Source organism: Chryseobacterium ginsenosidimutans, assembly GCF_039536845.1.
In the GTDB taxonomy this organism is placed as follows: Bacteria; Bacteroidota; Bacteroidia; order Flavobacteriales; family Weeksellaceae; genus Chryseobacterium; species Chryseobacterium ginsenosidimutans_B.
The window spans coordinates 633,988-660,071 of record NZ_BAAAZJ010000010.1 but is presented as its reverse complement, the minus strand read 5'-3'; the positions used below and the strand labels follow the sequence as shown (position 1 = coordinate 660,071).

The 26,084-nt window shown below is 34.1% G+C and carries 24 protein-coding genes; 15 read left to right on the top strand and 9 right to left on the bottom strand.

Annotated features, from left to right (window positions below; translation table 11 throughout):
• Positions 1–16: 16 nt before the first annotated feature.
• From bla-A to ABD745_RS14930, 3 genes are all read right to left on the bottom strand, one after another.
• On the bottom strand, positions 17–895 hold the full coding sequence (gene bla-A / locus ABD745_RS14940) for a CGA/CIA family class A beta-lactamase (protein WP_344831537.1): 879 nt from the start codon (positions 893–895) through the stop codon (positions 17–19).
• A gap of 64 nt (positions 896–959) precedes the next feature.
• A complete protein-coding gene (locus tag ABD745_RS14935; RefSeq protein WP_344831535.1) occupies positions 960–2,681 on the bottom strand; it encodes a cellulase family glycosylhydrolase in 1,722 nt (573 codons plus the stop codon).
• Between the two features lie 302 nt (positions 2,682–2,983).
• Entirely contained in the window at positions 2,984–3,946 is a 963-nt protein-coding gene (locus ABD745_RS14930) for a Gfo/Idh/MocA family protein (protein ID WP_344831533.1), read from the bottom strand.
• A 123-nt stretch (positions 3,947–4,069) separates the two neighbouring features.
• On the opposite strand from ABD745_RS14930, the gene ABD745_RS14925 reads away from it, so the two are divergent.
• Positions 4,070–4,720, top strand: a complete 651-nt coding sequence (locus ABD745_RS14925; protein ID WP_344832331.1) for a protein-L-isoaspartate(D-aspartate) O-methyltransferase — start codon at positions 4,070–4,072, stop codon at positions 4,718–4,720.
• Between the two features lie 12 nt (positions 4,721–4,732).
• On the opposite strand, the gene ABD745_RS14920 is transcribed toward ABD745_RS14925, so the two are convergent.
• Positions 4,733–5,557, bottom strand: a complete 825-nt coding sequence (locus tag ABD745_RS14920) for an SDR family oxidoreductase (RefSeq protein WP_344831531.1) — start codon at positions 5,555–5,557, stop codon at positions 4,733–4,735.
• A gap of 23 nt (positions 5,558–5,580) precedes the next feature.
• Positions 5,581–6,561, bottom strand: a complete 981-nt coding sequence (locus ABD745_RS14915; RefSeq protein WP_344831528.1) for a 3-oxoacyl-ACP synthase III family protein — start codon at positions 6,559–6,561, stop codon at positions 5,581–5,583.
• Positions 6,562–6,908: 347 nt separating this feature from the next.
• Between ABD745_RS14915 and ABD745_RS14910 the strand changes: the two genes are divergently transcribed.
• Positions 6,909–7,883: a 2-hydroxyacid dehydrogenase gene (locus ABD745_RS14910; RefSeq protein ID WP_344831526.1), complete on the top strand. Its 975-nt coding sequence runs from the start codon at positions 6,909–6,911 to the stop codon at positions 7,881–7,883.
• 3 nt (positions 7,884–7,886) lie between these two features.
• On the opposite strand, the gene ABD745_RS14905 is transcribed toward ABD745_RS14910, so the two are convergent.
• Positions 7,887–8,276, bottom strand: a complete 390-nt coding sequence (locus tag ABD745_RS14905) for a hypothetical protein (RefSeq protein WP_344831524.1) — start codon at positions 8,274–8,276, stop codon at positions 7,887–7,889.
• Positions 8,263–8,808 (bottom strand): RNA polymerase sigma factor, encoded by a 546-nt coding sequence (locus ABD745_RS14900; protein WP_344831522.1) that lies wholly within the window; start codon positions 8,806–8,808, stop codon positions 8,263–8,265. Before ABD745_RS14900 ends, ABD745_RS14905 begins: the two co-directional genes overlap by 14 nt.
• A 108-nt stretch (positions 8,809–8,916) precedes the next feature.
• Between ABD745_RS14900 and ABD745_RS14895 the strand changes: the two genes are divergently transcribed.
• The 9 genes from ABD745_RS14895 to ABD745_RS14855 all read left to right on the top strand — a co-directional run bounded on the left by ABD745_RS14895 (position 8,917) and on the right by ABD745_RS14855 (position 20,989).
• Complete coding sequence (locus ABD745_RS14895) at positions 8,917–9,249, top strand: DUF6249 domain-containing protein (protein WP_344831520.1); 333 nt, start codon at positions 8,917–8,919, stop codon at positions 9,247–9,249.
• Between the two features lie 94 nt (positions 9,250–9,343).
• Positions 9,344–11,491 carry an outer membrane beta-barrel protein gene (locus tag ABD745_RS14890; protein WP_344831518.1) on the top strand — a complete coding sequence of 716 codons (2,148 nt, stop codon included), beginning with the start codon at positions 9,344–9,346 and terminating at the stop codon, positions 11,489–11,491.
• A 74-nt stretch (positions 11,492–11,565) separates the two neighbouring features.
• Positions 11,566–11,859, top strand: coding sequence for a hypothetical protein (locus ABD745_RS14885; protein WP_344831515.1), 294 nt, complete (start codon positions 11,566–11,568; stop codon positions 11,857–11,859).
• A 197-nt stretch (positions 11,860–12,056) separates the two neighbouring features.
• On the top strand, positions 12,057–16,256 hold the full coding sequence (locus ABD745_RS14880) for a T9SS type B sorting domain-containing protein (protein ID WP_344831512.1): 4,200 nt from the start codon (positions 12,057–12,059) through the stop codon (positions 16,254–16,256).
• A gap of 182 nt (positions 16,257–16,438) precedes the next feature.
• Entirely contained in the window at positions 16,439–16,831 is a 393-nt protein-coding gene (locus ABD745_RS14875; protein WP_344831510.1) for an endonuclease domain-containing protein, read from the top strand.
• Positions 16,832–17,036: 205 nt separating this feature from the next.
• Positions 17,037–19,022 carry a urocanate hydratase gene (locus ABD745_RS14870; RefSeq protein ID WP_344831507.1) on the top strand — a complete coding sequence of 662 codons (1,986 nt, stop codon included), beginning with the start codon at positions 17,037–17,039 and terminating at the stop codon, positions 19,020–19,022.
• A 58-nt stretch (positions 19,023–19,080) separates the two neighbouring features.
• Entirely contained in the window at positions 19,081–19,479 is a 399-nt protein-coding gene (locus ABD745_RS14865; protein WP_344831505.1) for a hypothetical protein, read from the top strand.
• 247 nt (positions 19,480–19,726) lie between these two features.
• A complete protein-coding gene (locus tag ABD745_RS14860; RefSeq protein ID WP_344831503.1) occupies positions 19,727–20,098 on the top strand; it encodes a hypothetical protein in 372 nt (123 codons plus the stop codon).
• Positions 20,099–20,215: 117 nt separating this feature from the next.
• Complete coding sequence (locus ABD745_RS14855) at positions 20,216–20,989, top strand: NAD(P)-binding domain-containing protein (protein ID WP_344831501.1); 774 nt, start codon at positions 20,216–20,218, stop codon at positions 20,987–20,989.
• Between the two features lie 44 nt (positions 20,990–21,033).
• On the opposite strand, the gene ABD745_RS14850 is transcribed toward ABD745_RS14855, so the two are convergent.
• On the bottom strand, positions 21,034–21,534 hold the full coding sequence (locus tag ABD745_RS14850; RefSeq protein ID WP_344831499.1) for a hypothetical protein: 501 nt from the start codon (positions 21,532–21,534) through the stop codon (positions 21,034–21,036).
• 154 nt (positions 21,535–21,688) lie between these two features.
• Between ABD745_RS14850 and ABD745_RS14845 the strand changes: the two genes are divergently transcribed.
• Positions 21,689–22,393 (top strand): TonB-dependent receptor plug domain-containing protein, encoded by a 705-nt coding sequence (locus ABD745_RS14845; RefSeq protein WP_344831497.1) that lies wholly within the window; start codon positions 21,689–21,691, stop codon positions 22,391–22,393.
• A 141-nt stretch (positions 22,394–22,534) separates the two neighbouring features.
• On the opposite strand, the gene tpx is transcribed toward ABD745_RS14845, so the two are convergent.
• The gene (tpx, locus tag ABD745_RS14840) at positions 22,535–23,107 is read right to left on the bottom strand and encodes a thiol peroxidase (protein ID WP_344831492.1); all 573 of its coding nucleotides are present in this window, start codon (positions 23,105–23,107) and stop codon (positions 22,535–22,537) included.
• Between the two features lie 173 nt (positions 23,108–23,280).
• Between tpx and ABD745_RS14835 the strand changes: the two genes are divergently transcribed.
• From ABD745_RS14835 to ABD745_RS14825, 3 genes are all read left to right on the top strand, one after another.
• Positions 23,281–24,909: an NADP-dependent glyceraldehyde-3-phosphate dehydrogenase gene (locus ABD745_RS14835; RefSeq protein ID WP_344831487.1), complete on the top strand. Its 1,629-nt coding sequence runs from the start codon at positions 23,281–23,283 to the stop codon at positions 24,907–24,909.
• A gap of 143 nt (positions 24,910–25,052) precedes the next feature.
• Positions 25,053–25,547, top strand: a complete 495-nt coding sequence (locus tag ABD745_RS14830) for an RNA polymerase sigma factor (protein ID WP_344831483.1) — start codon at positions 25,053–25,055, stop codon at positions 25,545–25,547.
• 34 nt (positions 25,548–25,581) lie between these two features.
• Positions 25,582–26,084: hypothetical protein (locus ABD745_RS14825; RefSeq protein WP_344831480.1), on the top strand; the 503-nt coding region annotated here is incomplete at its 3' end.

Here is a 26,084-nt window from a genome sequence, read left to right as displayed (position 1 = left end):
AATTAAGATTAAAATTTTACTTATTAAAATAATCCCAGACAGTCTTTGAAATATCCGAAATCATTTTGCAGTTCACCACATCCGTTTCCGTTGAGTTACTGACAAATACAGATATTGCATAATGCTTGCCATTCGGTAAAGTTATGATGGCAATTTCGTTTTCTGCGCCCGTTAAACCCGCGTCATTCTTTCCGGAAGCTCCCGTTTTCCTTGCGACAGGCGTATCTTTAGGAAGTTGTTCGATCAGTTTATTTTTTCCGGTAGAAGTTGATAACATGACTTTCATTAAATAATCAGTCGATTTTTTCGATAATAATTTCCCGTCGTAGAACTTTTTCAGAACGTCAACCGCTGATGTCATTGTGCTGTAATTTTCGTATTGAGCATTCCAGTCTTTATGCATTGCCGCTTCAGTATATTTAATCTGAAAGCCTTTCACTCCTTTAGAATCCATAAATTTCTGAACAGTTTGTGGTCCTCCCAATAATTTCAGCATGATATCGCAACCGTTATTATCACTTCTGGCAACTGTAAATTCAAGAATTTCACTTAACGGAACTTCAACACCTCCGTTTGGGTATTTATCGCGAAGCGGAGACCATGTATTTTCCAGCAAATTTGATTTATCCAGTAAAACTTTTTGGTCTAATGCAAGTTTTCCTTTGTCTACATAATCCAAAACAGCTGCTGCAATATGAAATTTGAAAACACTTTGCATCGGAAGCTTCTTGTCTGCATTTTTATTGTATTTAAAGCCATTTTCAAAGCCTAGAACAGAAATTCCCACTGTCGCTTTTTTATCTTTAATAATAAAATTGATTTTTTGTTCTAAAACTGATTGCTGAGCGAAAGTAAACGCCGAAATCAAAAGAAGTAACAGTCCGATTTTTTTCATAATATTTTGGATTAAAAAAATCCCTTTTAGAAGTTAAAAGGGATTTGCAATTTAAGATTTTTTATTATTTTACTTCAAAATAATTCAGGTTGACCCCGTCATTTTCGAAATAGATTCTGATTTTATTTTCTCCTTTTTTAAGGTTAATTCCTTTTGCAGAAGCGGTTTTCCACGTTTCATTTCCGCCTGTTGAACTTAATGAAACTGCTGCCATTGGTTTTCCTGAAGCATCTTCAATCCTGATTTTTGCATCGTTGCTGCTTGCATATTTAATGTCAAAAGTATAAGCTTTATCAACATTTGAATTGATTGTGTATTGAAGCCATTCTCTGCTTTCCGTTTTTCCGACGTAATATTGATTGTCTTTTGTTTTGTAAATATCGACACCATCATTTCTCAACTGATTTCCGGAATTCCATTCGGATCTTTTTGTAGCATCACTCACCCAAAGATTGATGAAATCTTTATCCAGATAAGCAGAACCCATTCTTCCCAAATCATAATCTGTTGCTGAGAATTTTCCCGGAGCCTGAAGATTTTTGAAAGGTTTTGTTGAACTGTCTTTTGTCTGTCTGAACATCGCATCAATAATATCATTTTTAATTTCAACATTACTGAATTTGTAATTTTCTGCAATTTGCATTAAAGCTTTTTTAGAAAACTCCTTTGAAGGTTTTTCGCCGCCGTTTTTCCAGTAATCCAATAATTTCTGATATTCCGGAGTGATTTTTACATTCGTAATTCCTGCGATGTTATCGATTTTCTTCATTGGCCAGAAAGCATAGCCAATGTTATGTTTATCTAAAAGCTGAATCAGCTCTGTAAACCAAACATTCGAATTTTCTCCGGTTTCTCCCAACCAAATCGGAATATTGTGTTTTTCTCTTAGATCTAAAGCAAATTTCAATGTTCCCTCATCATTATAATTCCAATATTTATGGAAACTAAACGCCATATTGTTATCCCAGAGTGGAGTTAAACCATTATAATTATTTCCCCAACCGTTTCCTTCGATAATAATGATGTGCTGTTTGTCAACCGTACGAATCGCTTCTGTAATATCTTTCTGTAATTTCCAAAGTGGAGCATTCGACATTTCATCTGTTCCGTTTTGGTTTTTTCCTGTAAAATTAATATTGGGTTCGTTAATTAAATCATAACCGCCAATCCAGGGAGAATCTTTATATCTTTCCGCCAGTTTTTTCCAGAGAGCAATTGTTTTTTTCTGATTTTCATCACTTTCCCAAAGCGACGGTTTTGTTTTGTCATTATCAGAAATATTGACGTCGTTTCCTTGTCCTCCCGGAGCTGCGTGAAGATCCAAAATCAAATACATTTTGTTGTCAGCACACCACTTTAAAAGATCATCGGTCATTTTAAAACCTTCTTCCAACCAGGTATTTTGCCCTTTTTTTGGTTCTTTTTCGATTGGTAGAGTGTATAAATTATAATGCATCGGAAGTCTGATCGAATTGAAACCTGCTTTTTTCAAAAAATCAATATCCTGTTTTGTGATACCGTTTTTCAGGTAAGCTTTGTAGAATTCATTCATTCCGTCTTCGCCAATAAGTTCTGCAATTTTTTCTTTGATTTTGTATTGCGGGCCGGCAAAATCTGCTGTTTTCAACATATATCCTTCCTGCAGCATCCATCCTCCTAAACCGAGACCTCTCAATTGGATATTTTCACCTTTATCGTTTACAATTTTTTGACCTTGTGTTTTTAAAAGTTGCGATGTCCCAAATTGAGACAATAAAAAAGCGGATAATAGGATGACTCTTTTCATAGTAGTTTAATTATTTAAATAGTAAGGGGTTGTTTTAAGGAAATTATTATTTTGATAATGACAAATATATTTAAAATTTATTGATTAAAAATATGAATTGGAATTAAAAACTCAATGAAGCTTTCGTTCTATAATATACAGACAGTTAAAAGATGAATAATAAACGATTTAAGTTTTGGCTAAAGCCAATTGAATGTATTAAACAAAAAAACGGGCTAAAGCCCGTTCCTATTGATATAATTGTTGTGATATTCGTGAAAAGATTTGTGCTATTTGTATTTAGAAATTAAGAAATTAAGAAATTAAGAAATTAATTTCATAATTTCTAAAGCAACCTTCAATGCTTCTGTTCCGTCTTCAATGGAAACTTCCACATGTTTATCTTCAGTAATAGAATCTGCGAAAGAATTTAATTCATCCAAAATCGCATTATTAGGCTGAATATTTGGATATTCAAATAAAATCTGATTCTTTTCTCCATCGGCATTTTCAATAATCATATCAAATGGAGTAGGGTTTTCAGGAGCGTCTTTCATACGGATAACTTCTGCCTTTTTTTCAAGGAAATCAACAGAAATATAAGCATCTTTCTGGAAGAAACGGCTTTTTCTCATCGCTTTCATTGAAATTCTTGAAGTTGTAAGATTGGCAACACATCCGTTTTCAAATTCGATTCTTGCATTGGTAATATCCGGAGTTTTACTTACTACACAAACACCGCTTGCATGAATGTTTTTAACTTTTGACTTTACAACACTTAGTAAAATATCCAGATCATGAATCATTAGATCCAACACTACAGAAACATCAGTTCCGCGGGGATTAAATTCCGCCAGTCTGTGGATCTCAATAAACATCGGATCTTTAATGAAATCTTTAGTCGCCATGAAAGCAGGATTGTATCTTTCAACATGTCCAACCTGTGCCTTAATGCCTTTTTCCTGACATTTTTGTAGAATTTCTTCTGCCTGTTCAAGAGTTTGGGTTACAGGTTTTTCAATAAAAAAATGAAGTCCTTTGTCAATGGCTTTTAAAGCATAATCATAATGATAAACTGTAGGAGTTACAATATCCAACATCTCGATCTGATCAAGCAGCTCATCAAAATTTTCAAAATATTTATAACCGAATTCGGCTTCTAATTTTCTTCCGTTTTCTACATCTTTATCATGGAAACCTACAAATTCATATTGATCAGACTGATTCAAAAGTCGTAAATGTATCTTTCCCAAATGTCCGGCGCCTACCAAACCTGCTTTTAACATGCTGTATTTAATTTTTGTAAATATAATAATTTTCGAGGTTAGGAAATAGATGATAGTTTTTAGGTTGATAAATAATAATTGTTTTTTTACTTTTGTAGAAGCTACACCTAATAACTATTAATGATGCAGGATTCGTTCGTACATAAAGGAAAAAGAAAAAAATTGGTTGATTATCTCCGACAAAGAATCGGGATTTCGGATGAAAATGTACTTTCGGCAATGAATGAAGTTCCGAGACATCTTTTTATAGAAAGTATTTTTGAAGATTTTGCTTACGAAGACCGGGCTTTTCCGATTTTAGCGCATCAGACCATTTCGCATCCTTCAACCGTTGCAGAGCAGTCTGAACTTTTACAGGTAAAGCAAGGTGAGAAAATCCTTGAAATAGGAACAGGCTGTGGCTATCAGACCGCTGTTTTACTTGCCATGAAAGCTCACGTTTATACCGTTGAAAGACAAAAGGATCTGTTTGATTTTTCAAAGAAAAAACTTCGCGAAATGCATTTGTATCCTAAGTTTCAGAGTTTCGGGGACGGTTTTGCAGGGCTTCCTACTTTTGCTCCTTTCGATAAAATTATCGTGACTTGTGGAGCATCTGTTTTACCTACAGAATTATTAAAACAATTGAAAGTTGGCGGAAAAATGGTGATTCCTTTAGGTCCGACCGATGAACAGGTTTTATACAGATTCACAAAAGTTTCTCCAACAGAATTTGAGAAAGAAGAATTCGGAGCTTATAAATTCGTTCCGATGCTAGGCAAAACGAATCTATAAAGCGCCAGAATTTTATCCCATAATATGGAAACCTCCGTCAACATGGCGGATTTCTCCGGTTATTCTCGTTTCTTTTCTGAAAAGATGAACGATTTCATGTGCCAGATCTTCCGGTTGAGCATTTCCAAGCGGACTTATTTGATTGGCTTTTTCCACATCTTCAGCGTTTAAAGTTGCATTTCCTGCTTTGCTTCCCATATAAGGTGAAAAGCGGATGGCATTAGCACGAATACCATATTTTCTGCCTAATTCATGGGCAATTTCCAAGGTTAATCTTTCCAAAGCAGCTTTTGCAATACTGATATTAATGTAAGGAAATGAGGACACTTTTTCCGATGCAATATAACTGAGAGAAACAATTGAAGCCCCATTTTGAAGAACTTTATTCGAAAGTAAAGCCTGTGACAGGGAGATTAACGAAAATGCAGAAACGTTCATCGTTTCATTAAACTCTTCTACGGTGACTTCCAGCATTGGTTTTACAGATTTTTGTCTGATCGTTTTGTCCATGGCAATAGCATGAAGAAAACCATTAAGCTTAATATCTTTCTGATATAAATCTTTTGCAAGAAAATCCAGACTTTCCGGCAATGTGACGTCTAATGGAGCGGTATAAATATCGTTTCCTAAAACTTTTTGACAGGCAGTCTGAAAATCATTATAGTTTTTATTGAGAAAATCCTGTGCTTTTTCAGAAATATTTTTGTGAAAAGGAGTGATACCTAGTCCGGCACAAACTACATTTCCATTATTTTCAAGGATTTTTTCGGCGGTTTTCATGGCAAGGGAATTTTCATCCGCAATACCTGTAATTAGAAATGTCTGATCTTTCAGCATATGTTTTGTTTTTCTATATTATTTTAAGCTTTATAAAGAGCTGTTCCCCAAGTCCATCCAGAACCTACGGCTGCAAATAAAAGGATATTTCCGGGTTGTATCTTTCCGCTTTTATAAGTTTCGTCAAGAACGATAGGGATGGTTCCGCCTGAAGTATTGGCATATTTATCCATATTGGTCATTACTTTTTCGAAAGGGATATTCACTTTTCTTGCAGTTTCCTGCAGGATTCTGATACTCGGCTGATGCGGGATTACCCAATCTACATCTTCAGCAGAAAGCTTATTAGCTTCCAAAATTTCAGTTATTGTTTCGGGCAGAACTTTGGTAGCGGTATTGAAAACTTCCTTACCGTTCATCTGAAAATAGTGTAATCTTTGTTTCAGTGTTTCTTCGGAAGCCGGCATTTCTGAACCTCCCGCAGGAATATTAAAATGATATTTTCCACGACCGTCTGCATGAAGTTTAAAATCAAAAAAACCTTTATCTTCGGTAGTTCCGGAAAGTAAAATAGCCCCCGCTCCGTCTCCGAAAAACACAGAATCTTTTCTTTCCCAATCTGTAATCGTCGAAAAAGTATCCGCACCGATAATCAATACATTCTGATACATTCCGGTTTCTATAAACTGACAGCCAATTGCAATTCCGTATAATCCACCCGAACAAACAGCAGAAATATCAAATGCCACGGCTTGATAAGCTCCCATTTTTTCTTGGACAAAACACGCTGTAGATGGCGCCTGTCTGTCCGGAGTAGATGTTGCAACGATAATCAGGTCAATATCTTTTGGGCTTACATTGGCTTGTTTTAATGCTTCTAAACCTGCTTTATAAGCAAGGTCACTTGTAACTTCACCTTCTGCAATTCTGCGTTCCTTAATTCCTAAATTTTTATAAATCCATTCGTCGGAAGAACCAATAGCTTCAAAAAAGTCATTTTTTAAAATTTTTGGGGGTACATAAGAACCCGTACCTTTTATAAAGGCGTTTTTTTTAAGTGTCATGTTTTATGATATTTTTATCAATTCGGTGAAACGTTTAATTTTAATATGAAAACATAACAAATCTACTGATAATTATATTAGATAAATGTCCGTGTTTTAAATATTTTTGATTTATTTTATATTTATATAGGAATGATTAAATATCTTTTTTTTACTTTTTATATGCCTTTTTTAAAGGATTTCGGAATGAAAATTGTATCGATTTTCACCATACGATTAGTCTTTACTTGTTAGAACTGATATATTTAATTCTTCGTATGGAAAATAATTTCTAAATAATAAAGCTCAGAACCTCTCTTTTAAAAGCAGTGAGGTTTTTTATTTCAAATAACTAATAAAAAGATAAAATGAAAGTATTCGTAAATAAAAGAATTCCAGAGATCGGAATTCACATGCTGGAAAATGCAGGATTGGAAGTTTTTATTCCTGAACATGAAAATCTGTCACACGACGAATGGCTGAGTTACTGTAAAAGTAATGATCTGATTTTAAGTGTCGGAGGAGAATTTAAATTCGACAAAGATTTTTTCAACGAATGTCCGAATATCAAAGCGATTGCTCTGTATTCTGTTGGTTTCGACCATGTTGATATTAAAGAAGCGAATCAAAGAAATATCCCGATCGGAAATACGCCTGATGTTTTAAGCAAAGCAACTTCTGATGTCGCATTTTTATTGATGCAATCGGTTGCAAGAAGAGCAAGTTACAATTTTGAGAAAGTAAAAGCTGGAAATTGGGGAGATTTTGATCCGCTTCATGCTTTAGGTCAGGAATTGTACGGGAAAACTTTGGGAATTTTCGGATTGGGGAGAATTGGTTTTGAAATGGCAAAAAAATCAAAAGCTGCTTTCGATATGAATATTATTTATCACAATCGCCACCAAAATGAAGAAGCTGAAAAAGAACTGAATGCAAAATATGTTTCATTCGACGAATTGATTTCTCAGTCTGATGTGTTAAGTATTCATGCGAATTTTAAGCCTGACCAAAAAGAACTTTTCAACAGTTCAGTCTTTGAAAAGATGAAAGAGAATTCGATTTTCATTAATACGGCGAGAGGAGGTTTTCATAATCAGAAAGATTTGTATGATGCACTTGCCGAAAGAAAAATCTGGGGCGCAGGATTGGATGTTACGAATCCTGAGCCGATTTATAAAGATGATCCTATTTTGGAACTTTCAAGTGTTTGTGTTCTTCCGCACATCGGTTCTGCTACGATTGAGGCTAGAAACGGGATGGCAAAACTGGCATCCGAAAATCTGATCGCTTTTTCGAAAGGTGAAAAAATGCCGGCTTGTGCTAATCCCGAAGTTTATGAATAAATTTTAATCTTTTAATTCTTTAGATATCATAAATCTGCTGCTTAATTGAATGAAAACAACGGCCGAAAGCAAAAACAAAACGATAAATTTATATTCCAAAAATATAGAAAACATCATTGAAAATTGATCCTGATTAAAAAATGTAACCAAGAAGGCCAGACACATTAATAAAATCACAGAAAATAAAGCATACACTTTTATATTAAATCGGCGCTGTTGTTTGGCTTCGATTTTTTTTATGATCTGTATAGAAAAGCCTAATGAAAATCCTTTTTCAGATGTTTTTTTTAAAGACTCGTCAAGTATTTCGTATGTTTTTAATTCACTTTCAGATAATTCATTATAATTTTCCTGACCGTTAAGTAAAGTCTGATTTTTTTTATTGATATCCATCTTTTTCAAGTTTTTCTTTTAATAATTTCCGGGCTCTGAATAAATATCCTTTGATCGTTCCTTCGGGAAATTTTGTGATTTTCTGAATTTCCTGAAGGCTGAAATCATCCAGATGATACAACGTAATTACCGTTCTGTACTGCAACGGAAGCTCGCTGATCAATCTGTTGATGTAAATGTCAAATTCTTTTCCGATAAGCTTCGTTTCGGGAGTTTCGGAAGAGAATTGAAAATCTGAGCGGTCATCGATTGTATTAAATTGCTGTTTCGAATTTTTCTTTATATAATTTACGGCAACATTATACGTGATTTTCGCAATCCATGTTGACAGTTTAGATTCTCTTTTGAAATTTTTTAAATTGTCATAAACCTTAATGAAAACTTCCTGTCCGACATCTTCAATATCTTCATCATTAGTCATCATTCTGTTTAAAATAGAATACACCAAATTCTGATACTGCTTTACAATATGCTGAAAAGCGGTAGGGTTTCCCTTTAGAATTTCATTAATGGTTTTTTCTTCATCAAACATATCACATTAGACAATTTTTTTTGTTTTAGGTTACAACTTTCTAATGTATTGTAAATTTTTGTAACCTGATGCGAGGTAATTTTGTCTATTGGCTAAATATAATTCGAAATGAAACATCTTGCACCTTTTATAGTCATGATCGCCATATTAATTGCCATCTCAGTAATTATCGTGGTAATCACCAATTACAACCTGAAAAGAAGAATTTTAAATAAGGAAAATATCGACGATAAAATGTATGTGATCCTGAATAATCTTACGGGATTCAATTCCGAAATGTTGAAATGGGGAATCATTTTATTATTCGGTGGAGTAGGTCTTATCGTTCTGGAATTCCTTCCTCATGATGAAAACACACCTCTTCCTTATGGAGTGATGACAGTCTTTGTTGCGCTCGGCTTTCTTACGTATTATTTCGTGATGAGAAATCACAAGAAATAAGCTTCTCAATCTAAATTAATCAATAAATATCCCGAACCTTTTTAAGGGCAAAAAACTTTGCACTCGGGATTTCTATGCCCTTTTTTTAATAATTATGAAAAAATCAAACTTACTTTTAGCAATAGTCTTTATATTGTGTATGAGTTATTTACAGGCTCAGGAAACAAAAAAAGATTCAGTTATACAAATACAGGAAACTTCGATAAAAGAAGTGGTACTGAATGGTAAAAAACCTTTAATTAAAAATAAAATTGACGGTTTTATCTATAATATACAGTCTGATCCGGAAAGTCAGTCAAAAAGCCTGATCGAAATGATGAAAAAAATCCCGTATTTGGCTGTTGACAGCAATGAAAATATACTTTTCAAAGGAAATACAAATTTTAAAATTCTGATGAACGGTAAGGAAACACAGCTTCTCAATAACAATGCGAAAGATGTTTTAAAAAGCATTCCTGCGAACACGATTCAAAGTATTGAAGTGATTACCAATCCTTCCTCAAAGTACGATGCAGAAGGTGTTTCGGGGATTATCAATATTATTACAACAAAGAAAATGAGTGATGGTTACAATGCTTCGATTAATTTCGGGACAAAATTTCCTAAGCAGGAACAGAATGCAGGATTTTCTTTAAATATTCAACAGAAAAAACTTGGTATTTCAGCATATGGCGGCGGTTTTCTGAGAAATAATCCTGAAATTGAATATCAGAATTATCAGCGAACTTCATCCAATTATTTAGACCAAAAGGGAAAGATTTCAGGCAAAGGAAATGGCGGATATTTTAACGTTAGTGCGAGTTATGAAATAGACAGTTTGAATTTAGTAAACGTTCAGTTTGGTTCAAATTTTTCTAAAAACAGATCAGAAGATGTTATCAACTCTTATTTTTATAATCAAAATTTACTTAGTGAGAATAGTATTTCAGCTAGTAATTCCAACAGCAACGGAAACGGTTTTGAAACTTCGGTTAATTATCAGATTGGATTTAAAAACGATAAATCCCAACTTTTGACATTGTCTTACAATTTTAATAATTATGATTACAATTTGACCAGTTTTGCTGATATAACCAATGTTTTAACTAATTCCTCAAATCAAATCAAACAAAATAACAGTAATAAAAATAGTGAAAACACTTTTCAGATCGATTTTGTGAAGAATATTAAAAAAATGTCTCTGGAAACAGGTTTGAAAGCCATTCTTCGAAGAAACAGCAGTGATTATGATGCGATCCCTGAAAGTGTATTGAATTCAGATGAATTTTTAAATAAGCAAAATATTTTCGGAGCATATTTTTCAACGAAATTCACTTTATTGAACTGGAATTTCCAAACAGGTTTAAGACTGGAAGGTACACAAACTAATGTGAATTTTACTTCTACGAATACAGAGGTTAACCAGAATTATTTTAACCTGATTCCTAATATTTCGATAAGCAAAACCTGGAAGGAAAATCACAGTATCAATTTTGGATTTTCACAACGTATAAAACGCCCGGGAATTATCCGCTTAAATCCATTTGTTAATAAATCAAATCCGTATTTTGAAATTAGCGGAAATCCTTACTTGAAATCTGTTGTGAACAATGATTTGATGGCAAATTATTCATTTAATAAAAAAATAAATCTCAACATCGGATTGTCTTATTCCTTTTCAAATAAAATCGATCTGAAGGTTTCCACTTATGATCCTTCGACAAATATTACAAGAACGACCTACCAAAATTCGAGTAAAGCAAGCAGATTGGGGCTGGATTATTATTTGAATTATCCGATTAATAAAAAGCTTAATTTCAGCATTAATGGAAATTCTGCAATGTTCTTTATCAACGGAACAGTCAACGATGTTTTTGTTGAAAATAATCTTTTCACTTGTTATGTTTATTTCTCGGCAAATTATCAGTTTGAAAAGAATTGGAGTGTAAATTCAAATCTGGAAATTACCAGTAAAATGCCTGCAGGATTACAAAATACAACCAATTCTTTTGTGGGTTCGTCTTTCAGTTTCAGTAAAAGTGTTCTAGATAATCAGCTTACTTTTTCTGTTTCTGTTAATAATCCATTCAATAAATTCAGAAAATTAGCTACGGAAACATTCGGGGATACTTTTTATCAAAACAATTACATAAGAGATTATTACAGATCGTTTGGTATCAATGCAAGCTATAAATTTGGAAAGTTAAAGAGTGAAGTGAAGACAGCAAAAAGAAAAATCAACAATAATGATTTATCAAACTAAATTTTTTATTTCCAAAAAGCTTGAAACATGGAACTATTTTTGTTTAAATTTATTCAACACTAAATAATAATATTATGGTACCTGAAAACAATCCTCAAGAGCAAGACCGAAAATTGGAACAGATGGATTACAATCCAAATGAAGATATTTTTACAAGAGAAAAACATATTCCGCTCGATGGCGACGGAAATCCGGTTGAGGATGAAGATTTTGATGAAGATAAAATCGATAAAGGTCTCGATATTCCGGGAGTTGATGACGATGATGAAATGGAAGAAGTCGGAAGTGAAGATGAGGAAAACAATTATTGGAGTCTCAGTGATAATGACGATGACCACGAAGAAGAAAATGATGATGTTTTAACTTAAAATTTAATCGATTATAAAATATAAACCTTACTTTAAACAGTAGGGTTTTTTGTTAATATTTAAAATTTAAATAGCTATACGACAAATCCATAGGAACTTTATATATTAATTTAACATAAATAAATATTTATCATTGAAAATAATATAATTAAAAGTGGTAAATTTATCATTATTTAGTGATTAATTCCGGTAAGCTTATGGTAAAATTTATACAAATTATAGTTATTTTCATTAGTGTTTTCGGGTTTTCTCAGGTTCCGGGAAACGTGAAAGTGAAAGATGATGCAGGAAATGAAAGTTTCAATGTTACCTGTACTAATGATCTCAATGCGAATGGCTGTATAGCTCTTCACGTAGAATATCCTGTGCTGAAACAGACAACAGGATATGAAGTGACTTCTCAAACTTACAGTCCGCCGATTGCAATGAATCAGGGAACTTCCCTAAATGCCAATTATGACGATCTTTTTGCTGTAAAACTGGATTTGCCTTTTAAATTTTGTTTTTACAATCAATATTTTGAATCACTGGTTGTCGGTTCAAACGGAATGGTGACTTTCGATTTGAGTCAATTGGGAAATATAAATTATCCTAATGTTCAATGGCAAAATCCGAGTACAAGCCTTCCTAAAAATGCAATTTTCGGAGTGTATCATGATATTGTTTTTTCAGCGGGTGATTCTTCGGAAATCTATTATTCAACGATTGGAACGGCGCCTTACAGAAAATTTGTGATCAATTTTTTTGATGGAAGAGTTGCCGGTTGTACAGACCGTTCTTCATCACAGATTGTTTTGCATGAAACGACCAATGTGATTGAAGTTTTTGTAGATAAAAAATTAACACCCTGTCCGACAAGAAAGTTTGAAAATGCTTTGATCGGAGTTATTAATAATGACGGAACACAAGGCGTTTCTCCTGCAAACCGAAATACAGGAGTTTGGCAGGCTTTACAGGAAGGTTGGATATTCAATCCGCTTGGAAATGTGATCCAGCCGGAAGTTACATGGACGAATTCTGCGGGACAAACCGTCGCAACAGGAATTCAGGCCACAATTTGCCCGACACAGAATGATGTTTTTACAGCCAATGTTAAGTTTAATATCTGTGGAAACAGTGATCTTATTTTAACAGATGATTTCCCATTGACTTTCGATCCTACTTATCCGGCTGCGAAAAATTATACTCAGGATTTCTGCGGAAATTCTCCGGTGAATTTGACTTTGAATAGCTTTCAGGCTAATTTAACTTCCCAAAATCCTGCGAATTTCAATTTTAGTTTTCATACAAGTTTACAGAATGCACAAAATAATGTAAATCCTTTACCAAATAATTTTACATTAAATGCAAACACGGTTTTATATGTAAGAATCCAGAATCCGACTACTCCAAATTGTTATAGAGTAGCTGTTTTGACATTGAATTTCCTGACGAAAAGCTTGCTTAAAAATACGATCGAACTTTGCGATACCAATAACGATGGAGTAGAGGCGAATTACAACTTAAGCTTATTAAATCCAGAACTTTTTGCTGCAGGAACTACCGGAATTTCTTATTTCGGCTCTCAATCTGATGCTCAGAATAACGTAAATTCAATTACAACAGCAAATATTACGACCAGTACAAATATTTGGGTAAGGCTTCAGGAAGGAAACTGTACCTATGTTTTGGGACCGGTTCATTTCCAGTTCAGACCGGGGGTGAATCTGAATTCACCGATAAACTTTCCGTTTTCAATTTGTGATATTAATGCAGATAATCAGGAAGCATTTGATTATCCGTTGACTATCGGTCCATTAATTACAACACAAACAGGAGCCATTTTTACAGCTTATGAAACTTATAATGAAGCTTTTACAGGTTCAGGAGCTGTTTTAAGCTCAATTAAAGAAGGAACTTATACGATTTACATCAGAGTTCAGGTTCCAAATGGCTGTTTTGCGGTGGCAACAGTGAATATGAATGTCACTTTCACGAAAATTACTGTAACCGAAAAGAATGAGTATATCTGTTTTAATGGAACGGATGATATCAGTATTAATTTGAATACCCTTTCAAACGGAATGTTGGTTTCTCCGGCTACAGTTCCTGTGACTGAATTTTATTCAAGTTATGCAGATGCAACTTTTGGAACGAACCCCATCAGTCCGAATCAGATCATCACGACGAATGGAAATTTTGTAACGCAAACCTATTTTGTGCGATTTGAAATCTCAGATGACTGTTATACGATTAGAGCAATCAATGTAAATTTGGTTCATCCTGTCGCTGTTCAGTCTAGCTTTACGGTTTGTGATTTTAATAATGATAATCTGGAAAATGTACAATTATCTCAATTTTCATCAGCTATTATCGGAAACCAGAATGCAACAACAACTTTCTATCTGAATGCTGCCGATGCAGCAAGTGGAAACAATCCGATCAATACAATTGCGCTTACAGGTACCCAACAGGTTTTTGTTAAAATTACTTCTTACAATTGCCAGCAGATTTATCCGGTAACAGTTAGTTTAACATCAACTCCGGCGGTAAATTCTCCGGTTACCATTACGTTAAATAATATTTGTGATAATAATAATGACGGAAGTGAAATTTACAATCTTACTCAGGCTCAGTCGCAAATTTATACAGGCTCGAATGTCAGTTTTACTTATTATTTGAATTACGATGCTGCAACCCATACTTTTTCTAACGAAATAACGGATCCGACTACATTTGTGGTTACAGGTGGAAGTGCAACGGTTTTTGTTAAGGTTAAATTTAATAACGGCGAATGTTTCTCAGCCGCTCAATTAAATATTCAGATGACATTTTTACCGCCTGTTGTTTTGAACAGCGCCACTTTAAATAAATGCGATGAAGATTTTAATTTAAGTGAAACTTTTCAGCTGAGTAATGCGGTTTCGCAACTGTTTATTCAATCGCAGAATACTTACCCTTTGTCAGGAATGACAATTTCGTATTACAATACACAAGCGGAAGCAAATACAGGAAATTCCGCTAATCAGATTGGAAATACGATTACAACCAGCATTTCTTCGGTTCAGGTTTGGGCGAGATTTCAGTCGCAGGCAACAGGTTGTTATTCTGTGGCTCCGATTCAGTTGAATACCTATTTCCCTCCAAAAGCTATCAATTCTACGATTACTGTTTGTGATGAGAATCTCGATGGGAGCTATGAAGTGAATTTATTAAGTTATACCAATTTAATGGTTGATATTCCGAATCCTGCGAATACATTTACATTTTATCTGACGCAACAGGATGCCCAAAACGGAGTGAATCCAATTGCTAATCCGGCTAATTTTACAGCTAATCCTTTCCCGGCGCAAATTTGGTTTAAAGTGCAGAATTCTCCGGGTTGTAATGACATTGCAATAATCAATTTTATCCTTGGAAATAAACTGACTTTACAAAATCCCGGACCTTTCGAACTTGCAACCTGTGACATCGGAAATAATGGAACAGAGAATGTAAATTTAACACAATTTGAAACGCAGATCTACACAGGAGCGAATGTTACTTTTACCTATTATCCAACTTTGGCCGATCTAAATGCAGGAACGAATGCTATTACAACACCTTCGAATTTTGTGTATAATCAGACAACAGGCTCTAATATTGTCTATGTAAAAGTAAGTGTTCCCGGTTTCTGTCCGAATGTCGCGGAAATTCATCTATCATTGAAAAAAACACCGATTTTTGATATTCCGACACTCTATTTCTGTCCGGAAGGTTCACTGAATTATACCGTTCATATTGAAGGTTATACGATTGTAAGTTATGTCTGGACAAATCCTTCAGGACAGATTATTTCAACAACAGATACGATTACAGGAATTACAACTGTCGGAACCTATACCTTGACTGTCACAGCGAGTAACGGATGTTCTTACACGGAAACTTTTGAAATCAAACATTATGAAGTTCCTGTGATTCAAAACCTTGAATTTAACGGAAATAATGTTACTGTTCATGCGACAGGTTCAAAACCAATTTTATATTCAATTGACGGAATCACTTGGCAGGCGACCAATACTTTCTACAATCTGCCGACAGGAATCGTAACTTTCTATATAAAATATGCCGACAGCGATTGTATCGTAAAACAGCAAAGTGTAGTTCTGGATATTAAGAATGCCATCACACCAAACGGAGACGGTATGAATGACCATTGGATTGTTAAAAATCTTCATGTTTTCGGTGGAAAAATGTCTAATGTGAAAATATTCGACCGTTATCAGGCTCTGATTTTCGAACAAAGTTCAAGCACAGAATTTTTCTGGGACGGAACATTGAGAGGAAGAGCAATCCCAACGTCAAGTTATTGGTATGTGATTACCCTTCCGGACGGAAGAACGTTTACAGGCTGGATCTTAGTGAAGAATAACAATTAAAAAAATAGACTGATTTTTGTAAAACCTCATTGATTTTCGATGAGGTTTTTTATTTTTGAAAAATCAAATTATTCAAATTTATCCATGACAAAATTCCCCTCCTCTGGAGGGGTGGCAAAAATTTTCTTGAAATTTTTGACGGGGTGGTTAATAAAAACACAAACAATAAAAAATAACAAATAATGAAAGAAATTATCACAGAAATAAACGGAGTTTCCATTTATAAAAACTTTGTAGAAAATTTGCCCTACAATCCAAAATTAAAGCCATTATTAAGCGGAAAACGTAAAGCAAGAATTCTCAGCGAAGTCATTTTCTGGAAACAAATACGTGCTAAAACATTTCACAATATAGATTTTGATCGTCAAAGAATCATCGGAAATTATATTGTAGATTTTTATGTGAAAAATTTAGGATTAGTTATTGAAATTGATGGATGGAGTCATGATACTAAAGAAATTTATGATGAGGTAAGACAAAATTATCTTGAATCTTTAGGATTGAAAATTAAGAATCTTAAATTCCCCTCTTTTGGAGAGGTGGATTCGACTGAAAAGAGAAGACGGGGTGGTTAATAAATTCAATAAATAACAGTATTCATATTTAATCAAAACACATAATGGCCACCCCGTCAAAAATTCTTTGAATTTTCGCCACCCCTCCAAAGGAGGGGAATTTTTGCTGTCTTCGAATTTTAATACATTAGTTGCAGGGATTTTCTAATTTGAATATCTTTAAAACCACAAAAAATCATCAACTATAAATAACGATCCATAATAAATGACTTTCCAGGAACAGATACAACAAGGCATCCCAAGCCAGTTACCACAGCCGAAACCGTATGAAACCAATATTAATCATGCTCCGAAACGTAAAGAAATTTTAGGGGAAGAAGAGAAAAAATTAGCGTTGAAGAATGCTTTGCGTTATTTTGAGCCACAGTTTCATGCGGAATTATTGCCGGAATTTAAAGAAGAATTAGAGAAATACGGTAGAATTTACATGTATCGTTTTCGTCCGGATTATGAGATGAAAGCAAGAGATATTGCAGAATACCCCGGAAAATCTGAGCAGGCAAAAGCGATTATGCTGATGATCCAAAACAATCTGGATTATGCAGTGGCGCAACACCCTCACGAATTGATTACTTACGGTGGAAACGGTGCGGTTTTCTCAAACTGGGCGCAATATCTTCTGACAATGAAATATTTGTCGGAAATGACAGATGAACAGACTTTAACGATGTATTCCGGTCATCCGATGGGATTATTTCCTTCTCACAAAGATGCACCAAGAGTCGTTGTGACAAACGGAATGGTAATTCCTAACTATTCTAAACCTGATGACTGGGAGAAATTCAATGCGTTGGGCGTTTCTCAGTATGGGCAAATGACGGCCGGAAGTTATATGTACATTGGTCCGCAGGGAATTGTTCACGGAACAACGATTACGGTTTTAAATGCTTTCAGAAAAATAAATAAAGAACCAAAAGGCGGACTTTTTGTGACTTCAGGTCTAGGCGGAATGTCCGGAGCTCAGCCAAAAGCGGGAAATATTGCAGGTTGTGTTACGGTTTGTGCGGAAGTGAATTCAAAGATCACAAAAATCCGTCACGAACAGAAATGGGTAAACGAAATCCATGAAAATCTTGATGAATTGGTAGAAAGAGTAAGAAAAGCTCAGGAAACTCAGGAAACGGTTTCGTTGGCTTATCTTGGAAATATTGTTGAGGTTTGGGAAAAATTCGATCAGGAAAATTTAAGAATTGATATAGGTTCAGACCAGACTTCGCTTCACAATCCTTGGGCGGGAGGGTATTATCCTGTCGGACAAAGTTTTGAGGAATCTAATAAAATGATGGCAGAAAACCCTGAATTATTCAAAGAAAAAGTTCAGGAAACATTGAGAAAACATGCTGCAGCCATCAATAAACATACAGAAAAAGGAACGTATTTCTTCGATTACGGAAATGCATTTCTATTGGAAGCATCAAGGGCCGGAGCCGATGTAATGTCTGATAATCCGACGTTGGGAAGAGAGTTTAAATTCCCAAGTTATGTTCAGGATATTATGGGGCCGATGTGTTTTGATTATGGTTTCGGACCGTTCCGTTGGGTTTGTACAAGCGGAAAACCTGGAGATTTACAGAAAACAGATGAAATTGCGTGCAGGGTTTTAGAAGAAATTCAGCAGAATTCTCCGGAAGAAATCCAACAGCAGATGAAGGATAATATTCAGTGGATCAAAGGGGCGCAGGAAAATAAATTGGTTGTCGGTTCACAGGCGAGAATTTTGTACGCTGATGCAGAAGGAAGAATGAAAATCGCAGAAGCCTTCAACAAAGCTATTGCAAAAGGAGAAATCGGAGCTGTAGTTTTGGGTAGAGATCATCATGATGTTTCGGGAACAGATTCGCCTTACAGAGAGACTTCCAATATTTATGACGGTTCGAGATTTACGGCAGATATGGCGATTCACAATGTGATTGGTGACAGTTTCCGTGGCGCAACTTGGGTTTCTATTCACAATGGAGGCGGTGTTGGTTGGGGAGAAGTAATTAACGGAGGTTTCGGAATGTTGCTTGATGGAAGCGATGATGCCGACAGAAGATTAAAATCAATGCTTTTCTGGGATGTCAACAACGGAATTTCAAGACGAAGCTGGGCAAGAAATGAAGGTGCTGTTTTCGCCATTAAAAGAGCGATGGAAGCTGAACCGAATTTGAAGGTGACCCTTCCGAATTTTGTGGATGAGAGTTTGTTTTAACTACTATACATAAATGATGAAAACTTGTACAATCAATGTCTACAAAAATTTATTTTGCTTGTTTAATGAAGATCAAAAACTTGTTGGAGAACTATTAAATGGATTCATAAAGAAAAGCATAAAAATTGGCAAAGAAATTTATAAAATAAAAAATACCGGTTTTTTTTGGAGTGATTTGAATATTTTTGATAAGAATAATCAATTAGCTTTAAGGAGTGACGCTTCAAAAAACAGGCTAGTTCACTACAGTAATTATACTGAATTTTATACCTACAAAGGTTTGTCTAGTAAAAAAGTATGCTTATTTGATAATGATGATAATCAAGTTATACTGATAGATCGTAAAGAAAATTTATTTTCAACTGAATATAAAATAGAAATTCAAAAAGACTTCAATAATTATCTAGTTATTTTAAGTTTTTTATACTTATACATAAGAAATTCATCAGGTGAATAAAGTTGTAGAATATAAAAAATCTGCTGTTAGATTTGTGACTGAACGTTTGCCTTAAAACAAAAACCTGCTGTGTGGCAGGTTTTTTTATGAACTTTTTTCTACTCGTAATTTGTTACTCTTTTGAACCTTTAAAATAATCTTAAAATGAACCTTCGGAGTACTTCTTTGGTTTAAAATAACATTGTTTGTAACAAAACAACTTTTTTATATATTTGATTATAGATTTATTTAATAAACTCACTTGAAAATGGATTTTCACAATCAATTTACGCTTTACCATTTCTTAGCTTTCACAATACTTTTGTTGGTGATCAGCTTTATTATTTTGAGGTTTAAAAAACTGAATGGAAAGACTTTATTAGATTGGAAAGTTGGATTACTGGCTCTTCTTGTTACATTGTTAGGATTATTTTATTCTGAAACATCAAATGCAAAAGACTGGATTGTTAAAAGCTATGGTTTTCCCAGAGGTTTTTATCTGGAAAAGATATCTTCAGGGAAAGATGCTTTTATAAGTTGGGGGATTGTGAGATTGGATTATATGAATTTTGTTCAGAATTTTATTCTCTTTTTTCTACTTATCAATATTTTTCGATTGATTTTAAAAAAGCGTTCGTGAAATTTTATTCTATCATTTTAATTCAATTATGATTTTCATGTTAAAAATTTCTTGATAATAGTAAATCTAAATATTTTTGTGACCAACTTTGGGTAAAATAAATTTATAAATCAAAATATGAAAAAAATAGGAATCATCGGCTATGGTTGGTTGGGAAGTCACATTGCAGAACGATTATCAAACCGATATGAAATATTTGCAACGACAACCACAAAATCAAAAATAGAAGAATTACAATCCAAAGAATATAATGCAACTTTAGTAAAATTTTCCGATGAGATCGATGCTGAAATGAAAGAATGGGAAGTTGCTTCAAAATTAGATTCCATTATCATTACTGTTCCGTTTTCAGGAATCAGAGGAGCGCAGATTTCAATGAAAGACAGGCAGGAAAATATGCTGAAATTTCTTGGAGATTATAAAGGTCAGTTATTTTTAATGAGTTCGACAGGCGTTTATCCCGAAACTGAAAAAGAATTTACAGAAGACGATTTACCTGCAGAAAATGTAGAAAGTGAAAGTTTTATTTTGAATAAATTTCCTCAAACCAATATTTTGAGATTAGCGGGATTGATGGGAGATCAGCGATTGTTGAAGAACTATAATATTTCAAATTTGGATATGTTGGTAAATCATATTCATTATGAGGATATTTGCTCGGTTGTTGAAAAAATGTTAGACAATGAATCTCAATCCAAAGTTTATAATGTAGTAGCGCCGATTCATCCTAATAAAGAAGAAGTCGTCAATGCGCAGAAAGATTTGCCATATTCAGGAAACCGTACTACAAAAGGCAGAACAATATCGCCGTCAAAATTAATTTCAGATTTGGATTTTGAATTTCAATATCCTGATCCGAGATATTTTCATATTGCGAGTGTTTCAGAATAATGATATTTTGTAAATAATAAAACCTGCTCAACGGCAGGTTTATTTTATTTATTGGTCAATATATTTTCAACAGAGCTAAGGATTTCCTTTTCTATATTTTCTTCATCAAGCGTTTCAAGAGTATAAGTTTGTTCTTTCATTGCTGCGTTTCCTGTACCGTTTTGGAAAATGGTATCCTGATGAATTCCGATTCTTTTTAAATTTTTGTCGGCTACAAACATAATGTGCGGAAACTTATCGTTTGCATAAAAATTAGAATCAATATTTCTTGAAATCTGAAGTTTCATATTAGGTTGAGAATTAATACCCAAGCCGTTTTTATTTTCTTCATTAAATGTTACTTTACAGCCAAATCCGTTTTCTCTCAGCATCCTTCTGAATTCCTGCATCTTTGGCTCGATCAGATTTTTGCATATAGTTTTAAAACCTTCAGTAAATAAATCTTCTTCGCTTTTCTTTTTTGCGAGGCTTTCTTTCAATTTTTGTTCTTCTGTTTTTAAATTTGAAAACAGAGAATTCAATTTATTTATATTTTCTTCCTTCATTTTATCAATTTTCCCCAAATATAAATAAAATTGTAAAAAATATTTGTGCTAAATCTGATGTTGGATTTACAATTTGTGTCTGATTTGTAATTAATTTAAAATCTTTTCCAACCTTTTTCTATAATAAAGCATCTTTACTATAAAAGAGGTTACTATGAAACTTACCATACCAAAACCATGTCATGAAACCTGGGAAACAATGACTCCCGAAGAAAAAGGAAGATTCTGTTCTGTTTGTTCAAAAACTGTGAGAGATTTTACCGTTGCTTCCGATGAAGAAATTATAGATGTTTTTTCAAATACTTCAGAGAATATTTGTGGTAATTTTAATGAATCACAGCTTAATAGAGACTTGCAATATTCTCATATTAATTCAGCTCTTACAAAGTTTGCGGTTGGCTTTATTTTTACGGCTGCAGGCTTTATTTCTGTGAATGCACAAGACAAAATCGTTAATGATTCTGTAAAAGCTGAAAATATAGATGAGGTTGTTGTCACAGGAGTTGTAAAGAAACGAACATACAAAGAAAGTGTGACAGGTGCTCCGACCGTAATTTCTGAAGAATGTCTTGCCAAAGATCAGGAAAATAAATTAAAGGGAAAGGTTCAAGGTGTAACAATTAGCCATAAAAAAGATACTCTTCAGCCTACAAGACTTATTTTGGGAGGAATTCATTCTGTAAGAATTGATGATTATAGACCTTTATATATTTTGGACGGAAAGATTATTAATGAGAAGAAGTTCCGCGCAATAGATCAGAAGGCGATAAAAAAAATGAATGTTTTAAAAGGTACTTCTGCAACAGCAATCTATGGTGAAAAAGGAAAAAATGGAGTAATTTTGATGACGACAAAATAATTTTTTTTGAATGCAAAGAATTGTTTAAAGATGCTTCGACAGGCTCAGCATGACAAATTAAAAGTTAGTATTAGAGATGTCATGCTGAGCCTGTCGAAGCATCTATTTTATATTTAAATTGATATTTGGAAAATCAAAAACTTATTTTTTCACAGCATTAATCGCCGCTTCATAATTCGGTTCGTGTGAAATATCATCAACCTGCTCTTCATAAATAATCTTTCCTGAGGGATCAATCACGACAACCGCTCTGCTTAAAAGCCCTTTCATCACAGAGTCTGTGATTTCTACGCCATAAGTTTTCCCAAAATCTGAACGGAAATCTGAAAGCATTACTACATTTTTTATACCTTCCGCTCCACAAAATCTTTTTTGAGCAAAAGGTAAATCTTTAGAAATACAAAGAACAACCGTGTTTGGAATATTCGCTGCATCTTCATTGAAATGACGAACAGAAGCTGAACAAACACCTGTATCTACACTTGGAAAGATATTAAGAATCATATATTTTCCTTTGTAAGAATCAAGTGTCTGATCTTTCATCGTAACGTCTGTAAGCGTGAACTTTGGAGCTGCTTTATTCACAGATGGCAGTTTTGCGTAAGTATGAACAGGTTTTCCTCCCATTAAAACAGTATTTTCTGTTTTAGAGCTTTGTGCAAAAGCAAATACTGAGAAAAATAACAATGTGCTGAAAACTAATTTTGAATACATGAATTTTATTTTTAGCAAAATTATTCTTTTTTACCATCGCCAAGATTAATTTTAATTCAAAAACCTATTAAATAGAGCAAATCTATTAAACAGCTATTTTTAAAGTCAATTTTTACGTCTACCTTTATTCTATTAAAAGTTTACACTAACACTATTAAAAAAATAAAAGATTTATGGATTCAGCAAACACAGCATCATTTCGTGAAATATTTAAATCTGAAAATGAAATTCCCGAAGAATATAAAGTTCCCGAAATTCACCAGAAAGTTTATCTACTAAACGGAGAATTGGTAGAATGGAACGGAGATGTACAAAATATCTATTCACCGGTTTGTATTCCTACAGAAAACGGTCTGGAAAGAAAACTCCTGGGAAGCATTCCGAATATTGGTCCAAAAGAAGCGATGGATGTGTTGGAAGCTTGTGTAAAAGCTTATGACAACGGATTGGGAGAATGGCCTACAATGTCTGTGGAAGGTCGAATCAAATGTATGGAGAAATTCGTATTCCTGATGATTCAGCAGAGAGATCTGGTGATCAGATTACTGATGTGGGAAATCGGAAAAACTTTGGCAGATTCTACGAAAGAATTCGACAGAACGGTAGATTATATCAATCAGACCATCGATGCTTTGAAAGATTTGGACAGAGAATCTTCACGTTTCCAACAGGCGGAAGGAACAATTGCGCAGATCAGAAGAGCTCCGCTTGGCGTGGTTTTGAGTATGGGACCTTTCAATTATCCTTTAAACGAAATTTTCACGACGTTGATTCCTGCTTTGATTATGGGAAATACAATTCTGTTTAAACTTCCCAAACACGGTGTTTTAGCGCATTATCCTTTACTAAATGCATTCAAAGAAGCCTTCCCGAAAGGAACGGTAAATACATTGTATGGAAAAGGTTCTGAAATCATCACACCGATCATGGAAAGCGGAAAAGTTAATGTTTTAGCCTTCATTGGGTCAAGTAAAGTAGCAAATGGATTGAAAAAATTGCATCCGAAAGTTAATCGTTTAAGAGCGATTTTAAGTTTAGATGCAAAAAATGCGGCCATTGTTACGAAAAATGCAAACCTGGATGTTGCGGTAAGCGAATGTATTTTAGGTTCGCTTTCCTTTAACGGACAAAGATGTACGGCATTAAAATTAATTTTTGTTCAGAAAGATGTTGCAGAGGAATTTACTCAAAAATTAACGGCGGCAGTTTCTGCAATGAAAGGCGGACTTCCTTGGGAAAAAGATGTAAAAATCACACCGCTTCCGGAGGTAAACAAACCTCCGTATTTGAAAGAATGTATTGATGATGCTTTGGCGAAAGGAGCAAAAGTACTTAATGAAAATGGTGGATTTACAGATGAATCTTTTGTTTTCCCGGCAGTTGTTTATCCGGTAAACAGCGATATGAAATTGTATCATGAAGAGCAGTTCGGGCCAATAATTCCTGTTGTTCCATTTGATGATATTGAAGAGCCTATCGACTATCAGGTAAATGCCGATCATGGGATGCAGGTGAGTATTTTCAGTGAAGATCCGATGGAGGTTTCAAAATTAATTGATCCGTTTGTGAATCTGGTAAGTCGTGTAAATATCAATTGCCAATCTCAAAGAGGTCCGGATGTTTTCCCGTTCACAGGAAGAAAAGACAGTGCAGAAGGGACGCTTTCTGTGTTTGATGCGCTTCGTTCGTTCTCAATCCGCTCTTTAGTTGCTGCGAAATTAACAGAATCCAACAAAAATTTATTAAATACGATTGTAAGAGATCATGACTCTAATTTCCTGAGCACGGATTATCTTTTCTAGTATTAATTTTTGATTTTATTGAATATAAGTCCTCAACGAATTTTGGTTTGTTGGGGATTTTTTGTTTGGTTATATTTAATTTTTTAAGAAAAACTGTAACATATTATTTAAGTAGATACTAACTCCATAGAGAGTAAGAAACCATGGCCTCATTAGAACAAGAATTTTTAGGAAAAATTGAAAAGCATAAAGGAATCATTTTCAAGATTTCTAAAATGTATATGGATGAAAAAGACGACCGTGACGATCTTTTTCAGGAGATCACCTATCAGGTTTGGAAGGCTTATCCGAATTTTAAAGGTCAGAGTGAATTTTCCACATGGTTATACAGAATTGCTCTGAACACGGCAATTATTTTTCTTAAAAACGAAAAGAAAAGAAGCTTTATTGCTAATGAAGATTTTTCCAACTATAAAATCATTCAGGAAGAATTTGATAACGAAAAAGAAGAAAAGTTAAGCGCAATGTATAAGGCTATCCATCAGTTAAATCCCATCGACAAAGCTTTTATTTTCTATTATCTGGAAGACTTTTCCGGGAAAGAGATTGCCGATCAAATGGGAATTTCCGAAGGGAATGTAAGAGTGAAAATGAACCGCGCAAAAAATAAACTGAAAGATATCTTAAACTCAAAATAATTACCCAATTTATTTACATTTTAAATCAATTATCATGAATATAGATGACCTAAAAAATACATGGAACGAAGACGATCTTCTTGAAGAAACGCCTGAAATCAGTATTGAACAGAAAAATAAAATCAATCTTCCGCTGGAAAAAATGCGTAAGAACATGCGCATGGAATTTTGGTCCACAGTAGGGATTTTTGTATTTGCTTTCGCCGTGATTGCTTTATCTCCGGGGCCTTTTAAGTTTAAATTTTATCTTACCATTCTAATTGCTTCAATGGTTTTTGTAACTTTTTTCTTTTTCAGCCAGTTTTTTAAATTGTATAAAAACATGACCGATCCGATGATGAAAACCTATGATGGTTTGACAGATCTGCTTCATCAGTTTAATCTGAATAAACAATATTATCTTTCATTTTACCTCGCTTTTGTGCCATTTTTAGTATGTGAATTAATCATCGTTCTGGAGTTTATTCCACACCCGATTGCTTTATCAAATATAAAGATTGCCAGTATTCTTATCGGAACAATGATAACTGTAATGCC

Bases quoted from the DNA above. Each gene is read 5' to 3' on its own strand.
- bla-A (WP_344831537.1), bottom strand. From the start codon at position 895: ATGAAAAAAATCGGACTGTTACTTCTTTTGATTTCGGCGTTTACTTTC.
- ABD745_RS14935 (WP_344831535.1), bottom strand. From the start codon at position 2,681: ATGAAAAGAGTCATCCTATTATCCGCTTTTTTATTGTCTCAATTTGGG.
- ABD745_RS14930 (WP_344831533.1), bottom strand. From the start codon at position 3,946: ATGTTAAAAGCAGGTTTGGTAGGCGCCGGACATTTGGGAAAGATACAT.
- ABD745_RS14925 (WP_344832331.1), top strand. From the start codon at position 4,070: ATGCAGGATTCGTTCGTACATAAAGGAAAAAGAAAAAAATTGGTTGAT.
- ABD745_RS14920 (WP_344831531.1), bottom strand. From the start codon at position 5,557: ATGCTGAAAGATCAGACATTTCTAATTACAGGTATTGCGGATGAAAAT.
- ABD745_RS14915 (WP_344831528.1), bottom strand. From the start codon at position 6,561: ATGACACTTAAAAAAAACGCCTTTATAAAAGGTACGGGTTCTTATGTA.
- ABD745_RS14910 (WP_344831526.1), top strand. From the start codon at position 6,909: ATGAAAGTATTCGTAAATAAAAGAATTCCAGAGATCGGAATTCACATG.
- ABD745_RS14905 (WP_344831524.1), bottom strand. From the start codon at position 8,276: ATGGATATCAATAAAAAAAATCAGACTTTACTTAACGGTCAGGAAAAT.
- ABD745_RS14900 (WP_344831522.1), bottom strand. From the start codon at position 8,808: ATGTTTGATGAAGAAAAAACCATTAATGAAATTCTAAAGGGAAACCCT.
- ABD745_RS14895 (WP_344831520.1), top strand. From the start codon at position 8,917: ATGAAACATCTTGCACCTTTTATAGTCATGATCGCCATATTAATTGCC.
- ABD745_RS14890 (WP_344831518.1), top strand. From the start codon at position 9,344: ATGAAAAAATCAAACTTACTTTTAGCAATAGTCTTTATATTGTGTATG.
- ABD745_RS14885 (WP_344831515.1), top strand. From the start codon at position 11,566: ATGGTACCTGAAAACAATCCTCAAGAGCAAGACCGAAAATTGGAACAG.
- ABD745_RS14880 (WP_344831512.1), top strand. From the start codon at position 12,057: ATGGTAAAATTTATACAAATTATAGTTATTTTCATTAGTGTTTTCGGG.
- ABD745_RS14875 (WP_344831510.1), top strand. From the start codon at position 16,439: ATGAAAGAAATTATCACAGAAATAAACGGAGTTTCCATTTATAAAAAC.
- ABD745_RS14870 (WP_344831507.1), top strand. From the start codon at position 17,037: ATGACTTTCCAGGAACAGATACAACAAGGCATCCCAAGCCAGTTACCA.
- ABD745_RS14860 (WP_344831503.1), top strand. From the start codon at position 19,727: ATGGATTTTCACAATCAATTTACGCTTTACCATTTCTTAGCTTTCACA.
- ABD745_RS14855 (WP_344831501.1), top strand. From the start codon at position 20,216: ATGAAAAAAATAGGAATCATCGGCTATGGTTGGTTGGGAAGTCACATT.
- ABD745_RS14850 (WP_344831499.1), bottom strand. From the start codon at position 21,534: ATGAAGGAAGAAAATATAAATAAATTGAATTCTCTGTTTTCAAATTTA.
- ABD745_RS14845 (WP_344831497.1), top strand. From the start codon at position 21,689: ATGAAACTTACCATACCAAAACCATGTCATGAAACCTGGGAAACAATG.
- tpx (WP_344831492.1), bottom strand. From the start codon at position 23,107: ATGTATTCAAAATTAGTTTTCAGCACATTGTTATTTTTCTCAGTATTT.
- ABD745_RS14835 (WP_344831487.1), top strand. From the start codon at position 23,281: ATGGATTCAGCAAACACAGCATCATTTCGTGAAATATTTAAATCTGAA.
- ABD745_RS14830 (WP_344831483.1), top strand. From the start codon at position 25,053: ATGGCCTCATTAGAACAAGAATTTTTAGGAAAAATTGAAAAGCATAAA.